This window comes from Pallidibacillus thermolactis (genome assembly GCF_025660415.1).
GTDB classification, from domain to species: domain Bacteria; phylum Bacillota; class Bacilli; order Bacillales; family Caldibacillaceae; genus Pallidibacillus; species Pallidibacillus thermolactis.
On record NZ_JAOUSE010000001.1, the window covers coordinates 1 to 25,807 of the forward strand.

General features: G+C 36.1%; 22 protein-coding genes, 1 tRNA gene, 1 pseudogene and 1 riboswitch. Of the genes and pseudogenes, 18 read left to right on the top strand and 6 right to left on the bottom strand.

The window, feature by feature from the left end; genetic code table 11:
* Nucleotides 1-405: 405 nt before the first annotated feature.
* The 3 genes and pseudogenes from OEV82_RS16115 to OEV82_RS00010 all read left to right on the top strand — a co-directional run.
* Nucleotides 406-621, top strand: a pseudogene (locus OEV82_RS16115) (abortive infection family protein); the annotation flags it as partial.
* Between the two features lie 138 nt (nt 622-759).
* Entirely contained in the window at nt 760-1,635 is an 876-nt protein-coding gene (locus OEV82_RS00005; RefSeq protein ID WP_263060599.1) for a DUF4263 domain-containing protein, read from the top strand.
* Between the two features lie 637 nt (nt 1,636-2,272).
* A complete protein-coding gene (locus OEV82_RS00010; protein WP_263060600.1) occupies nt 2,273-2,554 on the top strand; it encodes a hypothetical protein in 282 nt (93 codons plus the stop codon).
* A 176-nt stretch (nt 2,555-2,730) separates the two neighbouring features.
* On the opposite strand, the gene OEV82_RS00015 is transcribed toward OEV82_RS00010, so the two are convergent.
* Together OEV82_RS00015 and OEV82_RS00020 are read right to left on the bottom strand one after the other, a co-directional pair.
* Nucleotides 2,731-3,597, bottom strand: coding sequence for an AraC family transcriptional regulator (locus OEV82_RS00015; protein ID WP_263060601.1), 867 nt, complete (start codon nt 3,595-3,597; stop codon nt 2,731-2,733).
* A gap of 235 nt (nt 3,598-3,832) precedes the next feature.
* Nucleotides 3,833-3,976, bottom strand: a complete 144-nt coding sequence (locus OEV82_RS00020; protein WP_263060602.1) for a hypothetical protein — start codon at nt 3,974-3,976, stop codon at nt 3,833-3,835.
* 98 nt (nt 3,977-4,074) lie between these two features.
* Here OEV82_RS00020 and mtnK point away from each other — a divergent pair, with 98 nt between their 5' ends.
* From mtnK to OEV82_RS00035, 3 genes are all read left to right on the top strand, one after another.
* Complete coding sequence (gene mtnK / locus OEV82_RS00025) at nt 4,075-5,295, top strand: S-methyl-5-thioribose kinase (RefSeq protein WP_263060603.1); 1,221 nt, start codon at nt 4,075-4,077, stop codon at nt 5,293-5,295.
* 8 nt (nt 5,296-5,303) lie between these two features.
* Nucleotides 5,304-6,362, top strand: coding sequence for an S-methyl-5-thioribose-1-phosphate isomerase (gene mtnA, locus OEV82_RS00030; protein ID WP_263060604.1), 1,059 nt, complete (start codon nt 5,304-5,306; stop codon nt 6,360-6,362).
* A gap of 109 nt (nt 6,363-6,471) precedes the next feature.
* Nucleotides 6,472-7,113 (top strand): L-fuculose-phosphate aldolase, encoded by a 642-nt coding sequence (locus tag OEV82_RS00035; RefSeq protein ID WP_263060605.1) that lies wholly within the window; start codon nt 6,472-6,474, stop codon nt 7,111-7,113.
* A gap of 207 nt (nt 7,114-7,320) precedes the next feature.
* Here OEV82_RS00035 and OEV82_RS00040 read toward each other — a convergent pair whose 3' ends face one another.
* Nucleotides 7,321-7,920 carry a TetR/AcrR family transcriptional regulator gene (locus OEV82_RS00040; RefSeq protein WP_263060606.1) on the bottom strand — a complete coding sequence of 200 codons (600 nt, stop codon included), beginning with the start codon at nt 7,918-7,920 and terminating at the stop codon, nt 7,321-7,323.
* A gap of 259 nt (nt 7,921-8,179) precedes the next feature.
* On the opposite strand from OEV82_RS00040, the gene OEV82_RS00045 reads away from it, so the two are divergent.
* The 4 genes from OEV82_RS00045 (at nt 8,180) to wrbA (ending at nt 11,574) form a co-directional block, all read left to right on the top strand.
* Nucleotides 8,180-9,061: an ABC transporter ATP-binding protein gene (locus tag OEV82_RS00045; protein WP_263060607.1), complete on the top strand. Its 882-nt coding sequence runs from the start codon at nt 8,180-8,182 to the stop codon at nt 9,059-9,061.
* Nucleotides 9,062-9,082: 21 nt separating this feature from the next.
* The gene (locus OEV82_RS00050) at nt 9,083-10,696 is read left to right on the top strand and encodes an ABC transporter permease (RefSeq protein WP_263060608.1); all 1,614 of its coding nucleotides are present in this window, start codon (nt 9,083-9,085) and stop codon (nt 10,694-10,696) included.
* A complete protein-coding gene (locus OEV82_RS00055) occupies nt 10,696-10,854 on the top strand; it encodes a hypothetical protein (RefSeq protein WP_263060609.1) in 159 nt (52 codons plus the stop codon). The genes OEV82_RS00050 and OEV82_RS00055 overlap by 1 nt, the downstream gene beginning before the upstream one ends.
* Nucleotides 10,855-10,962: 108 nt before the next feature.
* On the top strand, nt 10,963-11,574 hold the full coding sequence (gene wrbA / locus OEV82_RS00060; RefSeq protein ID WP_263060708.1) for an NAD(P)H:quinone oxidoreductase: 612 nt from the start codon (nt 10,963-10,965) through the stop codon (nt 11,572-11,574).
* A gap of 55 nt (nt 11,575-11,629) precedes the next feature.
* Here the strand turns inward: wrbA and OEV82_RS00065 are convergent, their stop codons facing one another.
* Nucleotides 11,630-12,916, bottom strand: a complete 1,287-nt coding sequence (locus OEV82_RS00065; protein ID WP_263060610.1) for a Na+/H+ antiporter NhaC family protein — start codon at nt 12,914-12,916, stop codon at nt 11,630-11,632.
* Nucleotides 12,917-13,021: 105 nt separating this feature from the next.
* Nucleotides 13,022-13,128: riboswitch (SAM riboswitch) on the bottom strand.
* A gap of 483 nt (nt 13,129-13,611) precedes the next feature.
* Nucleotides 13,612-14,055, bottom strand: coding sequence for a GNAT family N-acetyltransferase (locus tag OEV82_RS00070; RefSeq protein WP_263060611.1), 444 nt, complete (start codon nt 14,053-14,055; stop codon nt 13,612-13,614).
* A 555-nt stretch (nt 14,056-14,610) separates the two neighbouring features.
* Here OEV82_RS00070 and OEV82_RS00075 point away from each other — a divergent pair.
* The 7 genes from OEV82_RS00075 to yihA all read left to right on the top strand — a co-directional run bounded on the left by OEV82_RS00075 (nt 14,611) and on the right by yihA (nt 24,445).
* Nucleotides 14,611-14,684: transfer RNA gene (locus tag OEV82_RS00075), tRNA-Arg, on the top strand.
* 145 nt (nt 14,685-14,829) lie between these two features.
* Entirely contained in the window at nt 14,830-15,822 is a 993-nt protein-coding gene (locus OEV82_RS00080; protein ID WP_263060613.1) for a tetratricopeptide repeat protein, read from the top strand.
* A 268-nt stretch (nt 15,823-16,090) separates the two neighbouring features.
* Nucleotides 16,091-17,404 (top strand): trigger factor, encoded by a 1,314-nt coding sequence (gene tig / locus OEV82_RS00085; protein WP_263060614.1) that lies wholly within the window; start codon nt 16,091-16,093, stop codon nt 17,402-17,404.
* 402 nt (nt 17,405-17,806) lie between these two features.
* On the top strand, nt 17,807-19,066 hold the full coding sequence (clpX, locus tag OEV82_RS00090) for an ATP-dependent protease ATP-binding subunit ClpX (RefSeq protein WP_173659661.1): 1,260 nt from the start codon (nt 17,807-17,809) through the stop codon (nt 19,064-19,066).
* 290 nt (nt 19,067-19,356) lie between these two features.
* Nucleotides 19,357-21,057, top strand: coding sequence for an ATP-dependent protease LonB (gene lonB / locus OEV82_RS00095; protein WP_263060616.1), 1,701 nt, complete (start codon nt 19,357-19,359; stop codon nt 21,055-21,057).
* A gap of 453 nt (nt 21,058-21,510) precedes the next feature.
* The gene (gene lon / locus OEV82_RS00100; RefSeq protein ID WP_173659657.1) at nt 21,511-23,841 is read left to right on the top strand and encodes an endopeptidase La; all 2,331 of its coding nucleotides are present in this window, start codon (nt 21,511-21,513) and stop codon (nt 23,839-23,841) included.
* The gene (yihA, locus tag OEV82_RS00105; protein ID WP_173659655.1) at nt 23,831-24,445 is read left to right on the top strand and encodes a ribosome biogenesis GTP-binding protein YihA/YsxC; all 615 of its coding nucleotides are present in this window, start codon (nt 23,831-23,833) and stop codon (nt 24,443-24,445) included. Before lon ends, yihA begins: the two co-directional genes overlap by 11 nt.
* 89 nt (nt 24,446-24,534) lie before the next feature.
* Here the strand turns inward: yihA and OEV82_RS00110 are convergent, their stop codons facing one another.
* Nucleotides 24,535-25,131 carry a TetR/AcrR family transcriptional regulator gene (locus OEV82_RS00110; RefSeq protein WP_173659653.1) on the bottom strand — a complete coding sequence of 199 codons (597 nt, stop codon included), beginning with the start codon at nt 25,129-25,131 and terminating at the stop codon, nt 24,535-24,537.
* A gap of 81 nt (nt 25,132-25,212) precedes the next feature.
* Here OEV82_RS00110 and OEV82_RS00115 point away from each other — a divergent pair, with 81 nt between their 5' ends.
* Complete coding sequence (locus tag OEV82_RS00115) at nt 25,213-25,758, top strand: vWA domain-containing protein (RefSeq protein ID WP_173659649.1); 546 nt, start codon at nt 25,213-25,215, stop codon at nt 25,756-25,758.
* Nucleotides 25,759-25,807 lie beyond the last annotated feature (49 nt).

Here is a 25,807-nt window from a genome sequence, read left to right on the forward strand (position 1 = left end):
CTGTCAAGTGCTTTCCTTGACAACCTATCCTACATCTAAGATAATACCGGTGGCAAACAAGGAAATGATAGAATCCTATGGGCACTGGTAACCTGTTTTTTCAACATTAAACAGCGAAGAGCCTTTATTTTATTTATTGTGAGTGATTATAATGCACATTATCTTGATAATATGCTCTATATTTCTGATCAGTTTAATGAATTTATTGATCTTGTTGAGATGGAAAGCATTGAAGTTCAAATTATTCAAGTCAAAACAGACTTTCCAAAAGAATTAAAATAATAAACATATATTAGAAGATATAGCAAAATGTGAGCAAAGAATTGAAATAGGGGATTATTCAGGTGCACTAACTTCTGCGAGGTCATTAATAGAAGGGGTGTTTAAAGAAATAATAAAGATCTTCAAAAACCATTAAGAGAAGTAATAAGCGGTCTCATTAAGGTTGTTCATGGATTAAATGAAATAAGAAATATAAGTGGTGATATGCATGCAAGAAAAATTTCACCAAGTTTACACCATGCTTTACTTGTAGTAAATTCGGCAAAAACAGTAGCAAACTTTTTATTTCATACTTATGAGTACCAAAGAAAGTTAGGTAAAATTAAAATATCAACTTAAGCATTTAAAATTTTGGATACGTTTGTAAGTAACAGTACTTAATATTAATAGATTTGTAAGCTCAATATTTAGTGAGTATGAACGTTTAATGTTAATTATCAATAAGTATTTATGTGAAATTGGAGGATGTGTTTTTAAATGAGTATTTTTTTAAAATCATATAATCTTGTAAGTGACGCACCAAAACCTATTTCCTGGGAGGATTATGAAAGAAAAGTATTAGAAGATTATAATATACTACTCGAAAAGAAACGAGATGATGAAAAAATTTTTCAAGATTTTTTTGAAAAGAATCCAGCAATGCTACCAGGAGCATTCGGTTTTTTTGGAGAATCTGGTCACGCTCCATATAACAACGCATTAATTACACAGCCAGTTTTACAAGGATTAACTACAAAGATCCCTGATTTTTTATGGTTTGCTTCTGATAGTCTGAACATATATCCAGTTTTTATTGAAATTGAAGCTCCGGGTAAAAAATGGTTTAATAAAGATGGTACTCAAACTGCTAAGTTTACTCAAGCTCAAAATCAAATACAAGAGTGGAAAATATGGTTTTCAAACCCTACACATCAATCTCTCTTTTTTGAATACTATGATATTGATAAGTATCTTATAGAGGGTAAATCAATTAAACCTTTCTATGTTTTAATATATGGTTTGAGGGAGGAATTTGAAGATAATCCTTACTTAAATCAAAAAAGAGCTCAATTAAATAAACATGATGAGATATATATGACTTTTAATCGTCTCAAACCTAATATAAAAGGGAGAGATATAATTACCTGTCATGTGAAAAATCGTAATTATTATGCAAAGTATGTTTCACCTACTTTCAGACTTGGACCAGTATTTGCGGAGCAACTAAGTAGAATTAAGAAAAAAGAATACGCTATTTTAAATACTGATTTAACAGATGAGAGGAAGGAATTTCTGATCTCCAGACTGAAATATTGGGAGGATTTCGGTAAGAAGGAGAGAAAAGGATTAATCAATACAGGTGACTGGGAATAAGTTGATTTTATTTAATTAAGTAAATTCTAATGAGTTATCTCGAAAAGCTCTTATAGAAATCAAAAATGCTGATTTGAAGAAATTATAAATTTTTTCTTTTAAAAAACATTATAATATAAATACTCTGTAAACACAAACGAACTTTTATACTAATATTATTTTTTACACATATTTTACACAAGGTCATTTTAAAACCTTGTAAATTCAATTGTTTATTCCCATATCCCCACGTCCTCCTGGAACGTCACTTTGTAAATAGAATATAAACTATGCCAAACACGTCAAATCTCTATATTAAGCGTTTTGACGTGTTTTTCATTCTTGGTATTTAGAATAATGTAAAAGTCAGCATGGCATGATTTAATTACTTTTTTACATTATAAATACTTATGACTGTTAAGAAGTGGGCATTCCACTCCCGATGTCCTTATCAAAACCAATGTTTAGTATTTATATATTCCAAAGTCATTTACTAGAAAAATGTAAAAAAATCAATTTTTGAGCGTCAAACTCTGAAGTTTCGCGTTTAAATAGCTATTTCGATCAAAAAAATTCATATGATCATCAATTTTTGGCTGTTTTACAATTTAAAAAACAGAGGATATTCTTTTTGTAAAAAGTAAGAGGGGAATGTAAGATGAGTATACGTTGCAGAGTTTGTCGTGTTGAATTAAAAGATGAAGATATTGTTGTGCTAGATGATTTTAATATTTTAAGGCACAAACGCTGTTATGACTTTGAATATTACGACCATTTAGTTGATTCGGTAGGGAGACTTGAAGATTTACAGGGAAAATTACCTAGATTTATGTTAGAGGTTTATAAAGAAGTATTAGCTATTGGTGACCCTAAGAATAGGTTACCAGAAGAAATCCCTGACGAAGAAGTATATGCTTCTTTGGCGTTTTTGGGAAATTAGATCATGCATCAACAGTTGTTTTATGGACTATATAAACAGCAGCCTTGGACGAGTAAAACGTCCCGGACTGCTGTTTTGAGATGGAAAAAGAAAAGTTATATTTTATTTGGGTTGATATGAACAGTCCATGCAACAACATTGAAGGAAAAAAGTCTCTCGCAGTTGAGAGACTTCGTTTATTTTTTCTTCCGAACGGGTAGCCAAATTTCACTATAGGCATCATCTTTTTTATTTTTATCCATGGTCGTAAATGAAAATCTTGGCGCTTGGATAACTTCGTAATCTGAGGCAGGAAGCCATTCTGCATATGTTTTTGCCCAAGTTTCTTGTAATGTTGATGGAAAGGGTCCTTCATTTGGAAAGATGGCCCATGTGCCTGCTTCTACCCGTACTTTATCTAATTGATCACTGATTTCCTCGTTTCTCGTTAAAACACCGATCATATGGGTTAAATAGCCTTCTTCTTTTAAGAAATTTTCGTCAGCATCATAAGAAGCATTCACGATTTGTTTTGGTTCGATATTTTGTAGCGCATGCATTGCTTTTCTTTGTTCTTCCGTTATGCTTTGGGCAAGCTTTACAATTTCGTTGTTAACACCTTCAAATTGTATCGGTACACGTTTACTTACACCAACAATATAAAAAGCTGGCATTTCTTTCATTCTCACTTCCATAGCCGTTCCTCCTTTTACAGTAATGATGAATGAAAGTTTTGGAAAGGATTTACTTATTCGTTTTTTAATTACGTCCGATGGTAAATAGCCACTCCATTTCTTAAATGCCCGTGTAAAGCCGTCTACGGATTGATAACCATATTTGAAAGCGACGTCGGTTACCTTTTCTCCATTCAATAAATCTTTATTGGCTTCCGATAGCTTTCTGTTTTTTACATACTCACTCAGTGTCATTCCAGAAAGATGAAAAAATACGGTTCTAAAGTGATAATCAGAAACACCGGCATAATCTGCAATGCTTTCAAGAGACAGATCATCGGTTAAATGGGCTTCAATATATTCGATTACTTGATTTAACTCTTTTAACAATGTATCCCTCCTTTCATGAATTCATCATAACAAAGCCAATTGACCAATACTCGACATTCTAATAGAAAAAATATCGTATGAATATCCTATAGTATCGCCCAAACGTGTAAATCATTACACGCTCATGTGTGGAGTGCATAGGAATACTGTAATAAAGCGGAATTGGAAGAGGATAGAAAATATACAGACTGTATCGTATAAGGAAATGATATTTTGATTGAAAATAATGGAAAAGTCATGTTATAGTTTTGTCAAAAATATTCGGAATATAATTATTTATAATAATTGTTAAAAATGTAGTTGCTTGGAAACCGATAAACTGCAAGATTCGTAGGTTTGCGGCTTTTTGCTGGCTAGAGAGGGCGCTTGGTTTCGTCATATTCTCATCCTGTTTATGTTCTACATATTGTCGGCCTTGTGCTCTCATTAGCTTTTACATAGGTGAATCAAATGAATCCGAAGGAGAGGATAACGATAATGTCACGCTTTGAACGCTATTTCTTAATGAATAAAGATGATGTAATCGAATATGTAAAAGAAAAGACGAATCTCTTTTCCAAAGATAGTGTGTTAACATGTGAAGAAATTGGTGATGGTAATCTGAACTATGTTTATAGGGTATCAGAGGCGAAAACCAATACATCCATAATTGTAAAGCATGCCGGAGATGTGGCCCGTATTTCAGATGATATTGTGGTCTCTACGAATCGCATCAACATTGAAGCGAACATTCTTCAACTACAGGCTCAATATGCACCTTCACTGGTACCAAAAGTATATGTACACGATGACATCATGAACTGTTTTATCATGGAAGATCTATCGGATCATGAAATTATGCGGGATGCCCTGTTATCCTATAAGATTTTCCCTAAATTTGCTGATGATATCACGACGTTTTTAGTCAATACATTACTTCCGACCACTGATGTTGTGATGGATCATAAAGAAAAGAAAAAACTGCTAAAGAAATATATTAATCCTGATTTGTGTGAGATTACTGAAGATCTAGTATACACAGAACCCTACAATGATATAAATAATCGAAATATTTTATTTGAACCGAATAAAGAATGGATTATTAAAGAGATTTACAATGATGACAAATTAAGATTAGAAGTGGCGAAGCTAAAATTTGATTTCATGACCCATGCACAAGCATTAATCCATGGTGATCTCCACACGGGTTCTATTTTTATTAAAGAAGATTCAACAAAAGTCATTGACGCAGAATTCGCCTTCTACGGTCCGATCGGTTACGATGTGGGGAATGTCATCGCCAATCTCGTTTTTGCATATGTCAATGGCGTCACATTCCACAAAACTGAATTTGTCAACTGGTTGGAACAAACCATTAAAGATGTTCTGGATCTGTTTATTGAAAAATTTAGCAAATCTTGGGATGAATATGTCACTGACATAATGGCAAAGGAACCTGGTTTTAAACAATGGTATATTGATCAAATTTTAGAAAGTACTGCTGGTGTCACAGGACTTGAATTGACACGTCGAATTATCGGATTAGCCAAAGTAAAAGATATTACTTCAATATCCGATCCGAATGATAGAGTAAGAGCGGAAAGAATCTGTCTAACATTAGCCAAAAAACTGATAAAAAATAGAGATACGTTTAAGAAGGGTGAGCATTATTTAGAAGAGTTGTTCCATGCATTAAATGCACAAACTTATAAGGGGTGACCTTTACTATGGAGACAGAACTGAAACCAATAGAATGGAAAAATCATAAATTAGTATTATTAGATCAGACGCGCTTACCGAATGAAATGGTTTATGAAGAGTTTGAAACAGCAGAATCCATTTGGGATGCGATTAAAGTCATGAAAGTAAGAGGAGCACCGGCAATCGGGGTTACGGCCGCATATGGATTATATTTGGGGATTCGTGATGCTACTGAAAACTCCTTTGAAGATTTTTGGAAAGAATTAAAGAAAGTTTCTGATTTTCTAGCAAGCTCACGACCAACTGCCGTAAATTTATTTTGGGCATTAGAAAGAATGGAAAAAACGGCAATCGCTAACAATCATTTAGACGTGTCTGAACTCAAAAATGTGTTGTTAAAAGAAGCTATAAAGATTCATAAAGAAGACGAAATAACGAATCGAAAAATAGGGGAAAATGCATTGACGTTATTACACGACGGGATAGGCATTCTAACCCATTGTAACGCTGGAGCTCTTGCTACGACAAAATATGGTACCGCAACAGCACCTATGTATCTAGCCAAAGAAAAGGGATGGAATTTTAAAGTATATGCAGATGAAACACGTCCGAGATTACAAGGTTCAGCTTTAACAGCACTAGAACTACAGTTAGCAGGGATTGATGTAACGATTATAACTGATAATATGGCGGCGACAGTTATGTCACAGAGGAAAGTAAATGCTGTTATTGTTGGAGCCGACCGAATCGCTGCCAATGGTGATGTAGCCAACAAGATCGGGACCTTGGGTCTATCCATTCTAGCAAACTATTATAATATTCCATTTTATGTAGCAGCTCCTACATCAACCATTGATATGAAGACCAAAACGGGAAAAGATATTCCAATTGAAGAAAGGGACCCGGAGGAAGTCATAAATCGATTTGGTCAATACACGGCTTTAAAGAATAGTAAAGTATATAACCCAGCATTTGATGTTACACCACATGAAAATGTGACAGCCATTATAACGGAAAAAGGGATTATAAGAGAGCCTTATGAGAAAAACTTAAAGGATTTATTTGAGGAAAGTAAGATCGGTTAGAGTTCAAATGTTAAATATTAAGTCGAAATGCAACAATTATGAAATGACAAGTTAGAAGACAAAAAAGTTGAACTTTACTAGAATTCACGAAAGAAAAAGGTGAGGAACTTTGCTGTTAGAAAAAGAGAGAAAAGAAGTAGTTCGTTATTGTCAAAAAATGGTGACAAATGGTTTGACAAAAGGCACGGGTGGAAATATTAGTATCTTTAATCGCAAACAGGGATTAGTTGCTATCAGTCCTAGTGGATTAGATTATGATCGTATGCAACCAGAGGATGTGGTTGTTTTAGATTTAAAACATAATTTGGTAGAGGGCACACGAAAGCCATCAACGGAATTGGCCATGCATACGATTTTTTATAAAAATAGAGAAGATATAAATGCAGTCATTCACACCCATTCCACATTTGCTAAAACCCTTTCCGCGCTAAGAATGGATTTACCAGCGGTTTCCTATTTAGTCGCTTGTGCAGGATATGATGTGAAATGTGCTGAATATGCAAGTTTTGGAACAGAAGAACTTGCATTCAATGCCTATCAAGCTATGAAGTATAGAAAGGCTGTGTTATTGGCAAACCATGGTTTGTTAGCTGGCGCTAAAGATATTAAGAATGCGTACAATATTGCAGAACAAATTGAATTATGTTGTGAAATATACTATCGAGCAAAATCCATTGGAGAACCCGTATTACTAGATCAACAAGAAATGGAACGAATGATGGAAAAATTTGAGACCTATGGTAAACAATAAAACTGTTTGCCATCACTTGAACCCCGTCAGATCCTGTTTGTTTAAAATGCATCTTGTTTAAGTGATTTCAGATGACTTTAGTGACGTCTGAAAGATTCATTTGAAACGGGTAGATAGCCGATAAAGGACAAAAAACACGTTAAAACGCGAATATGGCTAGCGCTTTGACGTGTTTTTTTGTAGAGAAAATTCGAAGATTTAACCTATTCACTTTTTGTCGGGTGCGAGACCTTTCATCAACATTTCGGTCCATTCTTCTGTGTAGGGGGCTATTTTTTCGTATATTTGTGGGTTCGACATTCCTTCCACAATGGTCCGAAAATACAGCATTAAAAATTCATCGGAATATTTTAAATCGACTTTTCCTTCTTTTTTTCCTCGATGGAATAAGTCCAATAAAATGCTTTGATTTTCTATGGAAAGTTTTTTTGCCATTAAAGAAAGACCGTCATCTTCTTTTTCTGTAATATACTTCATCATCCCGACATAGATCGTGTACCCCATATCATGAAAATATTTGATTTTATTTTGACTCAGTTCGATTAATGTTTCTTCAAAAGGTTTGTTTTTTGCCAAGATGGCTTTTGCCGATTCAATCATTTCCTCGAAAAAGCTTTGATAGACTTCACGAATTAAGTTGTCTTTATTGCCAAAATATTTAAAAATTGTCGTTTTGGCAACGTTGGCCTGTTTGGCAATTTCCTCCATGGTGATATTTTTTTCGTCCCCTTTGGCTTTCAACAGTTGGAGCGTGGCTTGTATGATTTGCTTTTTCTTTGCTTCTGTTCTTTTTTGGAATCCGTTCAAATGAAATCACTACCTCCAAAATAAATTTCCGACTAATTTCGTGTTTTTTTACTATTATATATAAACTTTTGCATACTATCCAAGTGAGAAAAGTTTATTTTTTCAATTGACAGTTCGAATGATATCCGATATTATGAACTAAAATTATATTTTTGGTTTTTAATTTTATAACATAATAATAAATGTGTACTAAAAATTGTTTGTTAGTTTATTGTTTAAGTTGAATGGAAAATTTATTCCATAAGGGAGTGTATGATGGATGGAAAAAGTGATTGAATTAAAGGGGTTGCAAAAAAGGTTTGGTAAGTTCCAAGCGCTTCACAATGTGTCGTTTTCCGTTCATGCAGGTGAAGTTGTCGGTTTTATCGGCCCGAATGGTGCAGGTAAATCTACAACAATACGAATCTTATTAGGAATTATTAAACGAGATGCCGGCATTGCTAGAATTTTTGGAAAAGATGTTTGGAAAGAAAGCTTTGACATTCACAAACGAATTTCCTATGTACCTGGGGATGTCTCTTTATGGGGGAATTTAACAGGTGGAGAAATTATTGACTTGTTTTTGAAACTACATGGGGGTGGAAGTCAACAAAAGCGGGATTCCTTAATCCAGCGGTTTGAGCTAGACCCTAAGAAAAAAGCGAAAACGTACTCGAAAGGAAATCGTCAAAAGGTCGCCTTAATTGCTGCTTTATCAGTGGATTCGGACTTATACATTTTTGATGAACCGACATCGGGATTAGATCCATTGATGGAAGCCATTTTCCAAGAAGAAGTTGAAAAACTGAAGAAAGAGGGAAAAGCGATATTATTATCCTCCCACATTTTAAGTGAAGTGGAACGACTAGCGGATAAGGTTGTAATCATTCGTCAAGGGAAAGTGGTTGAATCTGGAACGCTTGAGGAATTGCGCCATTTAACACGTACAACGGTAACCATCGAAACGGAAAAAGACATTGCGGAATTGAAAAATGTTGTCGGCATCTTTGATTTTCAACAAAAGAATCATCAAGCGACCTTCTCTATAGATACACGATACTTGAATGAGATTTTACTAGCTGCAACTAAATTAGGTGTGAAAAAGTTTGAAGCCGTGCCACCGACGTTAGAAGATTTGTTTATGCGTCATTATGAAAACTAAGGAGAAACGGAGGAAGGGATGATGAAGGAAAAATTTGCCCGCTGGGAAATCCTCTTTGCCCAATATATTAAACGAGATTGGAAGAAAATCCTCTTTTGGGTTTTCGGTGTTGGCTTATTTTCAGCAGGCTTTGTTCCGGCATTTGAAGAAATAGCAAAAGGGCAAGGGGCAGCAGGGTTATATGAGACATTAAAAAATCCGGCCATGATTGCCATTGTAGGTCCAACCCCGATTGATTCCGCAACGGAGTATACGTTAGGTGCAATGTACACACATGAAATGTTGTTGTTTTGTGGTTTACTTGCCATGGTTGTGTCTGTTTTGCATGTGATCAGTCATACTCGAAAAGAAGAGGATCTTGGTTTGACCGAACTTGTCCGTTCGTTTCATATTGGTCGCCAAGCAAACGCTGCGGCGACAATGGTTGAAACCATCTTAATTCATATCATTCTAGCTCTTTTTACTAGTGGCGTATTAATGAGTTTTGAAGCTGAGACGATTACGGTTGAAGGTTCCTTACTGTTTGGCGCTTCGATCGGTGTTGCAGGAATTATCGGGGCAGGACTGGCATTATTTTTTGCTCAAATTATGCCAACGTCGACAAGTGCAACTGGTTCAACTTTAGGCTTAATAGGCGTACTATATATCATTCGTGCAGGAACCGATACGTCCAATGTTGATTTATCGATGTTCAATCCGTTAGGTTGGTTTTATTTAACGTATCCCTATACGAATAATGATTGGGTTCCATTGTTATTTGCTTTCCTTTTTGTCGTCATAATTACCATAGTCGCTTTCATCCTTGAAGGCTTACGCGATATGGGGGCAGGTTATCTTCCTGAGCGAAAGGGAAGAGCCTATGCCAAAAAGTCATTATTATCCGTCCGCGGTTTATTATTTAAGTTGAATAAAGGTGTCGTGATTGGCTGGATGATGACGTTTATATTTATCGGTGCTTCCTATGGTGCAATCTATGGAGATATGCAGACGTTTATCGAAAGTAATGAAATTATGAAACAAATGTTTAGCCATGCAAGCATTTCCATTGAAGAGTCCTTTACCGGAACGATTATGCTCGTAATGATCGTGTTAATTTCAATTGTACCGATTCTTATTGTGAATAAACTGTTTGCGGAAGAAAGACGAATGCGCTTGAGTCAGCTATTTTCGACGAAGGTGACGCGCAGCCAACTTTATTGGCATTGTATGGGAATTGCGATATTTACTAGTGTCGTAGGAATATTCATCTCTGCAAGTACTCTTGGTGGAACAGCGCTTTCGGTCATGGAGACACCAACCACAATGGAGTTTAATGATTTCCTTGCTGCTGGTTTTAATTACTTACCATCGGTTTTATTTATCATTGGCTTAGCCGCACTAGCCCTCGGATGGATGCCAAATTTAGGGAAAGTCGTTTATATTTATTTAGCGTACTGTTTTACGGTCAACTACTTTGGTGCCATCGTTGATATACCGGAATGGGTTTCGAATATAGCGGTTCTAAGTTGGCTTCCGCAGTTACCGTTGGAAGAATTTGATGCATTAACATTTCTTACCATCACTGTTATCAGTATCATGTTAATGGTACTCGGATATGTTGGATACAGAAAACGTGATATGATGGAAGGGGTTTAATGGTTTGGATCCGATTGTTAGGTGGGCATTATTGCCCACCTTTTTTATATTATAAGAAAACGGACGTTAGAAAAGTAATTGACAAGTTTTTTACGAATAAATTGAACTCCTCAGGCATCAATGGCAGGGAAAAAGTCAATCCGCTTTATGGTAAATAATCATCCGCGAAAAGTAACACAATTTATAAATCATGAATGAAAAATAAAAAGTGAGAAATAATAGGACGTGTGTAAAATATGGAAAATCAGCAAAAGGAGATTGAAAAAATGGCCAATGTTAAACTAGCTGTTATTTTTTACAGTATGAGTGGGACGAATTTTCAATTAGCGAAATGGGCGGAAGAAGGAGCAAAAGAAATGGGCGCTGAGGTGAAGGTATTAAAAGTAGAGGAATTAGCGCCTGAATCGGTCATCCAGGGAAATGAAGCATGGAAAGCAACGGTGGAAAAAACAAAAGATGTCCCAGTTGCAACATCGGATGACATTGAATGGGCTGATGCTATTATCTTTAGTGTTCCAACTCGATTTGGGAATATGCCATCACAGATGAAACAATTTCTTGATATTCAAGGTGGACTCTGGGCCAATGGGAAAACCGTAAACAAAGTAGTCAGTGCAATGACTTCTGCACAAAATCCGCATGGTGGTCAGGAAGCAACACTTTTATCATTATATACTTCTATGATGCATTGGGGTGCCATCATTGTACCGCCTGGTTATACAGATCCCGTTATCTTTGGTGCAGGGGGCAACCCTTATGGGACAAGTGTAACCGTAGATCAAAATGGAAAAATGATCGGAGATGTAGAAGCCGCGGTCAAACATCAGGCCAAACGTACAGTGACCGTTGCAGAATGGGTCAAGAAGGGGAAACAATAATAAAAAAAGAGGCTAATCGATCTTGTCGATTAGCCTTTTTGCTATATTGATTGGACTAATTGAATGACTTCTTTTTTCTTGGATATCCAACAAGAATAGCACAAATACCGCTAATTCCAATAAGGATTGGATAGAAAGCGTATTGTAGGATGCTGACTGGCGATATTCCGGCAATGCTTGCTGCAACAAGTAATTGGGCGCCATATGGAAGCAGGCCTTGAATGGAACAGGAAAAAATGTCTAATAGGCTTGCTGTTTTCCTTGGTTCTATGCCATATTGTTCGGCAATCTTTTTTGCCAGTGGACCGGTAATTAAAATCGCAATCGTATTATTTGCCGTTGATAAATCGGTTACGCCAACAAGACCGGCAATACTAAATTCGACACCCTTTTTCGACTTAATTTTTCTTGTGGCCAGTTGAAGGAGAAAGTCGATGCCTCCATTAAATTTAATAACTTCCACCATTCCAGCAATTAGTATTGCGAGGAAGGCCATTTCATACATTCCTGCCATTCCTTCGCCAATCGTTTCTATAAGATTCATGATATGGTAACTACCATCTGCTAGGCCAACAGCTCCAGCGAGAACAATCCCTAATGCTAAAACTAAGAAAACATTGATTCCAATTAACGCTAAAACAATAACTAAAATATAAGGAACAATTTTGATCCAACTATAGCTTAAATGTTCCACTTGTGCGGTTTCACCTAGTGTAATCCATCCCAAAATTATACTCGTGACAATAGCTGCCGGCAGCACGATCCAAAAATTGACCTTAAATTTATCTTTCATTTCGGCACCCTGTGATCGTACAGCAGTTATTGTTGTATCTGAAATAAAGGATAAATTATCGCCAAACATGGCCCCGCCAATAATCGCTCCCATCACTAAAGCTACAGCAAAATCGGTTTGCTCACTTATCCCAACTCCAATGGGCGCCAGTGCAACAATCGTACCTACCGATGTTCCCATGGATAAAGAGATAAAACAAGCAATGATGAACAAGCCTACAATCAACAAGTTTTGCGGAACAAACGATAAAGCTAGGTTAACAGCAGAGTCTACGGCTCCCATGCCTTTTGCTACCGATGAAAAGGCTCCGGCCAATAGAAAAATGACCACCATCAACATGACATTTGAATTTCCTGCTCCTTGGCAAAAAATTTCTACCTTTTTTGCAAAAGGTTCTTTTCGATTCATTGCTATGGCCACAGCGCTTGAAATGGCGATGGCTACAATAACAGGGAAAATGTAAAAATCACCTGTAATAACCCCAGCACCAATAAATAAAACTAAAAACACAACAAATGGGATTAACGCCCAAGGATTTCCTTTTTTCATCGTACAACCTCCACAATTCAAATGGGGCACTTCGCCCATAATTACAAAAAGACCTCTTCTTGAAACAACAAGAAGAGGCCTTATATTTGTATCTATAAAACACCCTTCTTATCTTTCAAGTACAACTTGCTGGATTTGGCACAGCAACTTAGTTCCTAAGTTCCGCTGCCGAGATTTCATAGGGCCAGTCCCTCCATCTCTCTTGATAAGAAGAAAAAACTTTATTTTTTTATCACAATAAATAATAGATTACATGATTTTTATTTCTTTATCAATAATCGATGAATGGAAATTTTTTCTTTTGATGTCGAAGGTTGTTTATAAAGCTTGTAAATCATATGAAAAATGCAATGATTACTTTCTGGAAATCATAATACAGCTCCACAAAAGCGTTGATCTGTATTAGGTTAACATCACTTATTGATTCGATCTTCCTCACTTAAACCACTTACTTTGAAAACCTTCTGTTTGTTATCATATTTAGCAAGGAAGTTAAGATTTCGAGCGCTTTACAGATTTAGGAAATCTAGCCATGAATAATGTTTCAATAAAGCACCTTTTAATACATGTCGGAATTGGAAAGGTAGGCATAAAAAAAGTACCGTTCGCCATGATTCAAATCCACCTAAATAAAAATGTAACCTACAAAAGCAATATAGGTTACATTTTTATAATGACAGAAAGGTTCCTGAGCGTTATAACGGCTTTTTAAAAACATAACTAACTTTATCGTAGTTCATTTTCTTTTCATAAAAGCGATGGGCGTCTGCTCGTTGTAATCCTGATGAAAGAGCGACGGTGTCATAGCCATTTTCCTTTGACCAATGGTGTACATAATTTAAAAGTATTTTCCCATATCCTTTTGAACGACTGTTTGCATCGGTAACTAAATCACATACCCATATGAATCTTCCATAATATAAAGTAATCATTGGCATAAAACCTGTTACGGCTACCATTTTTTCGTTATCATATAAGGCTACTAGTCTATAATTCTCCTTTTCTGTTGCTTCTTGAACTAAAGTTAAATATTCCTCCTCACTTAAATGGGTCCGTAATTGTTTCATTATTGGATAGGCTTTTTTCCAATCTTGCTCGCTTGTAAGCTCTTGAATATCAATCGATTTTTCATTTGTCATTTCCTTTCATCCCCTTCTTTTTGACTTACACACCATTATAATTGAATCAGAACGAAATTTAATATAAATTTATAATTTTTTAAAAATATTAATAGAAATGCTAGTACAAAAGGAAAAAGGTTGGAAAATCCACCTTTCACCTTTGGATTGTTCCACATAGTCCCATATTGTTCGAAAAGGAAATATGTGTTAAAATAAAAACGTCCAATTTGATAAATAAATGTATAATTGTATACCATGTCCCGGTAGCTCAGCTGGATAGAGCACGCTCGAGTAAGCATCTTCGAATCAACAACAGCGTACCAATCGAACGGCATCTTGAATAAGCTTACTGAGATTGGGACGACCCAAAAAATATTGGATTAGAGTAGTAAAACAAATGAATAATTGTAATACCATGTCCCGGTAGCTCAGCTGGATAGAGCACGCTCGAGTAAGCATCTTCGAATCAACATCAGCGTACCAATCGAACGGCATCTTGAATAAGCTTACTGAGATTGGGACGACCAAAAAATTGAATTAGAGTAGTGAATAAATGTATAATTGTAATACCATGTCCCGGTAGCTCAGCTGGATAGAGCGACAGCCTCCTAAGCTGTAGGTCATGAGTTCGAATCTCGTCCGGGACGCTAGAACCCCCCTTATCCTTGTATAAGGGGCTTTTTATTTTGTTGAGTGGGGTAGATCCAACGGCGTGAATCCCAAATTCTTTTGAATTTCCACGATATCCATGTTAAACTGTCCAAAGAAAATATAGCAAAGCGTGGGATTTTTATGGAAAAAGATCCGAAAGCAAATGATAACGTCATTCCTTTTCCCCAATTAGAACTACGTTTACTTAATAAAGGACGACTTTGCCTTGAAGAAGGTAATGTGAAAGAAGCCATCGAATATTTAGAAGAAGCGAAACGGATCGATGACGAAAACCCTGAAATTTTATTTACTTTAACAATCGCTTATGTGCAACAAGGGAATTTTTCGAATGCCAAACTGATTTTAGAAGAAATGATGCGTTTTGGCATCGGGGACTACTTTGAAGTTGTCGAACTCTATGTCACTGTACTTTTTCAATTACATGAGTATAAAAAAATCAACACATTGTTAACAATGCTATTAGATGAAGAGCAAATCCCAGAACATAAACTTGATCAATATAGAGAACTACTGCAGTTAAGTCAAAAATTAGCGGATGAACAGAAGAAAAAAACGAATCGAGATCCAAAAGAGCTATTTAAAGGTGATTTTCAAAAGGTACTTCAAAATATTTTGGAGCTTGATTTAGAAGATGTTCACACATTTATCCATGAAATCGAAAGTTTTCTACGAGATGATTCAAAGGATGCCTTTGTTAAAACAATGATCATCAACGCATTAAAGGAAAAGGGATTTGAACGGAAAATACAAGTTCGGAAATTTAATAAATCGATCACATTAAATCCGTCTTCTTACTTTTCTGTTCAAGATGTACCGTTTTCCCGTGAAGTTAAACAGTATATTGAAAAAGCACTTCGTGATGATAATCCAAGTTTATTGGAAAATGCACTGACTTTATGTGAAAATTTCTTTTTTGCAATTTATCCGCTTGAAAAGGAAATGACCAACCCACTTCAATGGGCAATCGCAATTCTTGCTATAACAGCCTCTTATTTTGACCAAAATTTGGAAGAAATGGCGTTTATCAAGACGAATGCTGCGCATATTTCTGAAGCGGAAGTTGAAGAAGCGAAAGCCTTTGTGTTGCATGTTGAAGAACACTTTATGAAATAATCTGTAACTAGAATATAATGAAAAAATAATGTATGTTATAAATGTTTGGATATAGGATTTTCACTTAGATGTGTTGAAACATCTTAAACCTATGATATAATGATAGGGTTAGAATTTCTGTTCTTTTTTACATGCCTTGTGACCATTTTTTATGTACGATAGTTCTGTTTACTATTTTTTTGGACTTATTCTTACATATCGTCGCACAAGGTGTCATTACAAGAACAATATATAATATTGATAAATAGATGTTGGAGGGAAAACAGGTATGTCTGCAAAATTTGAAAAACTAGAAGGCAACCAAGGGAAATTAACTGTCGAAGTTGATGCAGAGACATTTAACAAAGCCCTTGATCAAGCTTTCAAAAAAGTAGTAAAACAAGTAAATGTTCCAGGATTCCGAAAAGGGAGAGTTCCACGTCCAATTTTCGAACAACGTTTTGGTGTTGAAGCATTATACCAAGATGCTTTAGACATCGTTTTACCTGAAGCATATACAAAAGCTGTTGAAGAAACTTCCATCGAACCAGTTTCACAACCTGAAATTGATATTGAACAAATTGGTAAAAATGAAGCTTTAATCTTTACAGCTGAAGTAACACTTAAACCTGAAGTGAAACTTGGCGAATATAAAGGTTTAGAAGTTGAAAAAGTAGACACAGAAGTAACAGATGAAGACGTTGAAAATGAACTTAAAGAACTTCAAAAACGTCATGCAGAATTAGTTGTTAAAGAAGATGAAGCAGCAGCTGAAGGCGATACAGTTGTAATCGACTTTGAAGGTTTCGTTGATGGCGAAGCGTTCGAAGGTGGAAAAGCTGAAAACCACTCCCTTGAATTAGGCTCTGGTTCATTCATTCCTGGATTTGAAGAACAACTAATTGGTGTTAAAGCTGGTGAAGAAAAAGAAGTTAACGTAACGTTCCCAGAAGAATACCATGCTGAAGAATTAGCTGGCAAAGATGCTGTTTTCAAAGTAAAAGTTCATGAAGTAAAAAGTTTAGAATTACCTGAACTTGATGACGAATTCGCAGTAGACGTTGATGATGAAGTAGAAACATTAGATGCTCTTCGTGAAAAAATTAAAAATCGTCTAAAAGAATCAAAAGAACACGAAGCAAAACATACAATTGAAAATGCGGTAATCGAACAAGCTGCTGAAAATGCAGAAATTGATGTACCAGAAGTTATGATTGAAAATGAAATTGATCGCATGATGAAAGAATTTGAACAAAGATTACAAGCACAAGGTCTAAACCTTGATCTTTACAAACAGTTCTCTGGTCAAGACGAAAGTGAACTAAAAGAACAAATGAAAGCAGATGCTGAAAAACGTGTTCGAGTAAGTCTAACTTTAGAAGCGATTGCGAAAGCTGAAAATATCGAAGTTACTGATGAAGAAGTTGAAAAAGAATTAGAAAAAATGTCTGAAACTTACAATCTTCCAGTAGATCAAATTAAACAAATTCTAGGTTCTACAGATTCAATTAAGGAAGACTTAAAATTAAACAAAGCAGTTGAATTACTTGTCGAAAACAGAAAAGAAGTAGAACCTAAAGAAGAAGTAACGGAAGAAGCTTAATAATAAACGTAAACGCAATTCAAACTTCGTTTTATGAACATGACAAACAAGGCGCGACATTTTTAGTTTCGTGCCTTGTTTTATCACATTAAGCACAATTTAAAATGTTGATTGATGTCCCTTTTAATATTTGACGAGCAAGTTGAATAGAATGAATTGCCACACAACTCACTTTCACATATAATAGTCATTAATTTAACTGTTTCATCGTTCACCTAGTTTTTACCTAATATGATTAAGAATCGTTTGTACAAACTATACATAATCAATCATAATCATTTTGTTTCCTATTTTTGAAAACAATATGATACAATCCATATACATATAATTGATTAAAGAATACCGAAGAAGAACGTATTGAATGAGCTTGCGTTTTATGAATAGTTTAAAGGGGTGAGCTGTATGTTTAAGTTCAATGAAGAAAAAGATTCATTAAAGTGTTCCTTTTGTGGGAAAACACAAGATCAAGTGCGGAAATTAGTTGCTGGTCCAGGCGTTTATATATGTGATGAATGTATTGAACTTTGTACAGAAATTGTGGAAGAAGAGCTTGGTAATGAAGAAGAAGTGGAATTTAAAGATGTTCCAAAACCAATTGAAATTCGTAAAATTTTAGATGAATATGTTATTGGTCAAGATGATGCAAAGAAAACATTAGCGGTAGCGGTTTATAACCATTACAAACGAATCAATACGAAAAGCAAAGTTGATGATGTTGAATTACAAAAAAGTAATATCAGTTTAATCGGTCCAACAGGTAGCGGTAAAACGTTACTTGCTCAAACATTAGCTCGTATTTTAAACGTTCCTTTTGCTATTGCTGATGCCACTTCATTAACAGAAGCGGGATATGTCGGTGAAGACGTTGAAAATATTTTGCTTAAATTAATTCAAGCAGCTGACTATGATGTAGAACGTGCTGAAAAAGGGATTATTTATATTGATGAGATTGACAAAATTGCACGTAAATCCGAGAATCCTTCCATTACAAGGGATGTTAGCGGTGAAGGTGTGCAACAAGCATTATTGAAAATTTTAGAAGGTACTGTAGCAAGTGTACCACCTCAAGGTGGCCGTAAGCACCCACATCAAGAATTTATCCAAATTGATACAACGAATATTTTATTTATTGTGGGTGGAGCCTTCGACGGTATTGAACAAATCATTAAACGTCGTCTTGGTAAAAAAGTGATTGGTTTTGGTTCTGAATCATCTGTCGTCGATGAAAAAGAAGACTTGTTATCAAAGGTATTGCCTGAAGACTTATTATCCTTCGGGTTAATTCCAGAATTTATCGGACGTATTCCGGTAATTGCGACATTAGAAAAATTAGATGAAGAAGCATTGATTCAAATTTTAACAAAACCAAAAAATGCCCTTGTGAAACAATATCAAAAATTATTACAATTAGATGATGTTGAGCTTGAATTTGAAGAGGAAGCTTTAAGAGAAATTGCGAAAAAGGCCATCGAGAGAAAAACAGGTGCACGTGGTTTACGTTCCATTGTCGAATCCATTATGTTAGAAGTTATGTTTGAATTGCCTTCTCGTGAAGATGTTGTAAAATGTATTATTACGAAAGAATCGGTTACTGAAAACAAACGTCCAGTATTAATATTAAAAGACGGATCCGTTGCAAAAGAGGAGAAAACCTCGGCTTAATATTTGAATATAGGAGCAAACAGTGTAACGCTGTTTGCTTTTTTACTGTGCTGTAATTTTACAGGCTGATGGATAAAAGTTGGGTTAAAGAGCTAGAAATTTCTTTGATACGCATTTTCGTGGACAAAATAAAGTAAAATGAAGCAAAAAGTTCGAGAGCATAACCAACAAAATGACGCGAATTTACCATCAAAAAACATACAGAAATTCTCTCCATAATTTCTTGTTTATTCCAATCCCGAAAAGGAGATACTATTGGCAAATAGATAAGAGGCTTTGGAGGGAATTTCATGAACATTACTGGTATTGTATTACTTGTTCAGTTGTTTTTCGGCGTCATCATCGGACTTTACTTCATGAACTTGCTGAAAGGACAACGAACACAAAAGGTTTCTATAGATCGAGAATCGAAAAAAGAAATGGAACAATTGCAAAAACTACGTTCCATAAGACTGACAGAACCATTAGCGGAAAAGGTCCGACCATCGAGTTTTGCGGATATCATTGGTCAAGAAGATGGAATAAAAGCGTTGAAGGCAGGTTTGTGTGGTCCTAATCCACAACATGTCATTATATATGGACCACCAGGTGTCGGGAAAACGGCAGCAGCTCGACTTGTTTTAGAAGAAGCGAAAAAAATGGAGAAGTCTCCCTTTTCCAAAGATGCCAAATTTGTTGAGCTGGATGCAACAACAGCAAGATTTGATGAACGAGGAATTGCCGATCCTTTAATTGGATCGGTACATGATCCGATTTATCAAGGTGCTGGTGCAATGGGGCAAGCTGGTATTCCCCAGCCAAAACAAGGGGCAGTAACGAACGCCCATGGTGGAGTCCTGTTTATCGATGAAATTGGTGAACTTCATCCAATTCAAATGAATAAATTACTAAAAGTATTAGAAGACCGGAAAGTGTTTCTTGAAAGCGCCTATTACAGTGAAGAAAATATGCAAATTCCGAACCATATTCATGATATTTTTAAAAATGGTTTACCGGCTGACTTTCGTTTAATCGGTGCTACGACGAGAACGCCTGAAGAAATTCCGCCGGCCATTCGATCCCGTTGTTTAGAAATCTTCTTTAGGGAATTAAACCAGGACGAAGTCATTCAGATTGCCAAACGTTCCTGTGAAAAAGTAAAGATGAAAATTAGTGACTACGGGTTAGAAAAAATATCGACATATGCTAAAAATGGGCGTGAAGCGGTAAATATGGTGCAAATTGCTGCAGGACTTGCCATCACGGATCATCGGGATTTCATTAAAGATGAAGATATAGAATGGGTCATCCATTCAAGTCAACTTTCACCACGTATGGAGTACAAAATTCATTCGGAACCAGAGGTCGGTCTTGTCAATGGCATGGCCGTTTATGGCCCGAATAGCGGTGCACTTTTAGAAATTGAAGTTAGTGCAATCCCAGCAACCGACAAAGGTTCCATTAATATTACTGGGATTGTGGAAGAAGAAAGTATCGGTGGCCAAGGTAAATCCATTCGGAGAAAAAGTATGGCTAAAGGGTCGATTGAAAATGTGATCACGATCCTACGTTCCTTTGGAGTACCTGCTGATGAATACGATATCCATGTGAATTTCCCAGGAGGAATTCCAGTCGATGGACCATCTGCCGGTATTGCGATGGCAACTGGGATTTATTCGGCAATATATAAAGTACCGGTCAAAAATACGGTAGCAATGACAGGGGAAATCAGCATTCATGGTCGAGTTAAACCGGTCGGTGGAGTATATACGAAGATCAAGGCCGCCCAAAGAGCAGGAGTAACGAAAGTTATTATTCCAAAAGATAATATGGAATCGATTTTAAAAGAAATCGAAGGGGTCGAAATTGTCCCAGTTACAACATTAAAAGAAGTATTTCAACATGCGATCGTCCAATTCCCAGTAAACAATAAAGAAAACTTACAAGACAACAAGTTAGAAATAGAAAAATCGGCATTGTCTTTACAAGCAGAACGAAAAGAAAGTATTTAAAGCCTCTTTTAAAAAGGATTAAAATCCCATTTCAAAGTATACATATATCGTGAGTTTGTTTCGGTTTGTCTTGTACAAACCGGATTTTTTTGCATCATAAATGTTGCTTCCGTTCACTCATAAATCTTCAAGTAATAGGAAGATTAAAACAAACGGGCATTCACCGGAACAAATTATGATGGGCATTGAAAAATGGAACGAAATTATTCATAATACAGTTGACTTCTTTATTCCTAAATTTCTTAGCTTATGTTGATTTTTCCATCTTTCAATTAGACAGTTTAGTCTAAATAGGTTAAAATTTTTACAATAGCTTTCTTCACATTTGGTAAATATTGGTATAATACATACGTTCAAATCGACTTATTGGACTTGCTTTATAAACCCATACATAATGAATAGTACACATGTTACATCATAAACATTTTTGTTTAAATAATTGGAGGTATCACAATGGTAGAACAACAAAAGAGAATCGTTCCCCTCCTGCCACTTCGCGGACTGGTCGTTTTTCCTACGACAGTCATGCATCTAGATGTTGGTCGAGATAAATCGGTGCAAGCCCTTGAAAGAGCAATGATGAATGAAAATTACATCTTTTTATCTGCTCAAAAAGAAGTTTCAATTGATGAGCCGACAGAGGAAGAAATTTATAAAATGGGAACGTTAGCCCACGTGAAGCAAATGTTGAAGCTTCCAAACGGAACAATCCGTGTTTTAGTGGAAGGACTACATCGTGGGAAGATTGAACAATTCATAGATAATGACGAATATTATGAAGTGGAAATTCAAGTTTTTGGCGCTGAAGAGCAAAAGGATGCTGAAGTTGAAGCGTTAGAACGCATGGTTTTAGACTTATTTGAACAATACATAAAAATTTCGAAAAAGATTTCCGCTGAAACGTTTGCTACGGTGCAAGATGTTGAAGAACCTAGCAGGTTAGCTGATATTATTGCATCCCATTTACCGTTAAAATTGAAGCAAAAACAAGAAGTGTTAGAAGCTGTTGATATTAAAGAACGTTTGAATATGATCGTGACCATTTTAAACAATGAAAAAGAAGTGATCCAACTTGAAAAGAAAATTGGTCAACGGGTTAAACGTTCCATGGAACGGACGCAAAAGGAATATTATTTGCGTGAACAAATGAAAGCCATTCAAAAAGAATTGGGGGATAAAGAAGGCAAAACCGGCGAAGTTGAGATGCTTCGTAAAAAAATTGAAAAGGCAGGAATGCCAGAACACGTATACAATGCGGCGATTCGTGAGTTAGACCGCTATGAAAAGGTGCCAAATACATCTGCTGAAAGTTCGGTCATTCGTACGTATCTCGATTGGCTAATCGCACTGCCATGGAAAAAGGCGACAGTGGACGATATTAATATGAAAAAGGCAGAAAAGATCTTAAATGAAGATCATTATGGATTAGAGAAAGTGAAGGAACGTGTTTTAGAATATTTAGCTGTACAAAAACTAACCAACTCAATTAAAGGACCGATTCTTTGTCTTGTCGGCCCTCCTGGAGTTGGTAAAACGAGTTTAGCGAAGTCTGTCGCTCGAACTTTAGGAAGACAGTTTGTTCGAATTTCCTTAGGCGGTGTTCGCGATGAATCTGAAATTCGTGGTCATCGACGGACATATGTCGGTGCCATGCCAGGCCGTATTATTCAAGGGATGAAAAAGGCAGGAACAATTAATCCCGTTTTTCTTCTTGATGAAATTGATAAAATGTCAAATGATTTTCGTGGTGATCCGTCTGCGGCAATGTTAGAAGTGTTAGACCCTGAACAAAATAAAAGCTTTAGCGATCACTATATTGAAGAGACTTATGATCTTTCGAAAGTCATGTTTATTGCTACCGCAAATGATTTAAGTACGATCCCTGGACCTTTACGTGACCGAATGGAAATCATTTCAATTGCAGGTTATACCGAATTAGAGAAGATACATATAGCCAAAGATTACTTAATTCCGAAACAAATTAAAGAAAATGGTCTAACAAAAAGCCAATTACAAATCCGTGATGAGGCCATTATTTCCATGATTCGTTACTATACAAGGGAAGCAGGGGTTCGCGGTCTAGAGCGAACAATCGCGAAAGTTTGTCGAAAAACCGCTAAAATCATTACATCTGAAGCGAAAAAACGGGTCATTGTTACAGAAAAGAATATTGAGGAATTTTTAGGTAAAAAAATCTTCCGTTTTGGTATGGCAGAACAAGAAGATTTAGTAGGGGTTGCAAATGGTTTAGCATATACTGCGGTTGGGGGAGACACATTGCAAATTGAAGTTGCATTGGCCCCTGGAAGTGGAAAGCTAGTCTTAACAGGGAAATTAGGCGATGTGATGAAAGAATCTGCACAAGCAGCCTTTAGTTATGTTCGCTCCAATGCAGAAAAGCTTGGAATTGACTCTGATTTCCATAAGAAGTTTGATATTCATATTCACGTTCCTGAAGGTGCCGTACCGAAAGATGGTCCGTCAGCAGGAATTACGATTACAACCGCTTTAGTATCGGCATTGACAGGAAAACCTGTCAGTCGTGAAGTCGGGATGACAGGCGAAGTGACATTACGTGGTCGAGTTCTGCCGATTGGGGGATTAAAAGAAAAATCGTTAGGTGCTCACCGGGCAGGATTGAAACGGATCATTATCCCAAAAGATAATGAAAAAGATCTCGATGATGTACCAGAAACAGTGAAGAAAGAACTGACATATATACCGGTTACACATGTTGAAGAAGTACTAAATGAAGCAATAGTAGGTGGAATCAGTGAAAGTTAAAAGTGCAGAAATCGTCATTAGTGCTGTTAAAAAAGCTCAATATCCAGAAGGCGACCTGCCAGAAATTGCTCTAGCAGGTCGTTCCAATGTAGGAAAATCCTCATTTATTAATAAAATGTTAAACCGAAAAAATTTAGCCCGAACTTCATCAAAACCGGGAAAAACCCAAACCTTAAATTTTTATCTGATCAATGAAGAATTTTATTTTGTCGATGTGCCAGGTTACGGCTATGCAAAGGTATCCAAAAAAGAGCGAGAAAAATGGGGACAAATGATTGAAACTTATTTTACTGAGCGCCCACAGTTAAAATGTGTCGTGTCGATTGTAGATGTCAGACATAAACCAACAGCAGATGATATCATGATGTATGATTTCTTGAAGTATTATAAAATACCGACTATCATCATTGCGACAAAAGCCGATAAAGTTCCAAAGGGAAAATGGCAAAAACATCTGAAAATCGTGAAAGACACGTTAAATATTGAAAAGGGAGATCACCTTATTCTTTTTTCCTCTGAAACAGGGCAAGGGAAAGAAGAGGCATGGAACGTCATCAGTCAGTATGTATATGGTGAACAGACAGAAAAAGATCAAAATGAATAACCGAACCGATAAGAAAAGGAGTAGCATTGGAATATGATGCTACTCCTTCTCTTTTGTTATTAGAGTTACCACTGGATATAACTTGAGCTTCAAAAAGACTTCATTAATGTCTTTAAATGATAGATTAACGTTTCCATCATATTTTCATATGTAAATATATCGGGATAAAGTAAGTGATGGCTTCCCAATCCATCAACAAGGGAATGGAGACGATGAATTTCCATTTGAAAATGGATTTCCTCTCGTAATAATCCTGCTTTTTTTAGTTTGTTTAAAAGCCTTTCAAACCCGTCATGCATGCTAAAGTAGTTTTTTTCACTCAATGTTTTTAATCTTGGATCTACCAGTGTTTTTGCAGAAAAAACGAACCACACCTCCATTTCCACCCGGCGATCCTCATCAACTGGTAAAAGTTCACTAATAATCGCAGTGATCACTTCCAGTGGCGATCCGTCATATTTTTTCGAGGCGATCCGTTTTTGCACGCGCTCGGATACGAGTTCCATTGAAAAAGCGAATAACTCCGATTGGGAAGGGAAATAATGTCGCAGTGCACCGACGGAAAGATTCGCAGTTTGTGCAATTTTTCGCACGGTTGCATTTTCCAACCCTTCCTCGACGATCACTTTCCATGTAGCTTCAGCAATTTTAATTTTTCTTTTTTCATGATCAACAATTTTTGGCATATATTTATTTTAACACACTTGTATTAAAAACAAAAATATGTTATTTTTTAATACAGACGTATTAAAAAAGGGAGAGGTCTTATGATGAGTTGGATCGGATGGTTAATCATTGCATGTGAAATTGGATTTTGGGTTTTTGTCCTTGCCGGGCTTGTGACGAGATATATTTTTAAGAAAAAGAAATTGAGTATGATACTGTTCATCTGCACACCACTTATTGATCTTGTTCTGCTATTTGCAACATACATTGATTTGGTAAATGGAGCTGTTGCTGAGTTTGTTCACGGATTAGCTGCGATTTACATTGGCATCAGTGTTGTCTATGGGAAACAAATGATTGCCTGGGCGGATAAACAGTTCGCTTATCGCTTTTCTGGGGGAGAACGACCGGTAAAAAAGAAACTTTACGGAATGGAATATGCGAGAGAAGAAAGAAAAGGTTGGTATCGCCATTTTTTCGCCTATATAATCGGAGCCAGTATTTTAGGGATGATCCTACTTTCCATCGGTTTTTCGGAGCAAACAGCTGAATTAATAAGACCTTTAAACGTTTGGACTGTCGTCATTGTTATCGATTTCCTTATCAGTTTTAGTTACACGGTATTTCCAAAACGAGCAAATGATTGAATTGACCTTAATCAGAATAGGGCTGTCCAATAAGTCATAAAAACGGATT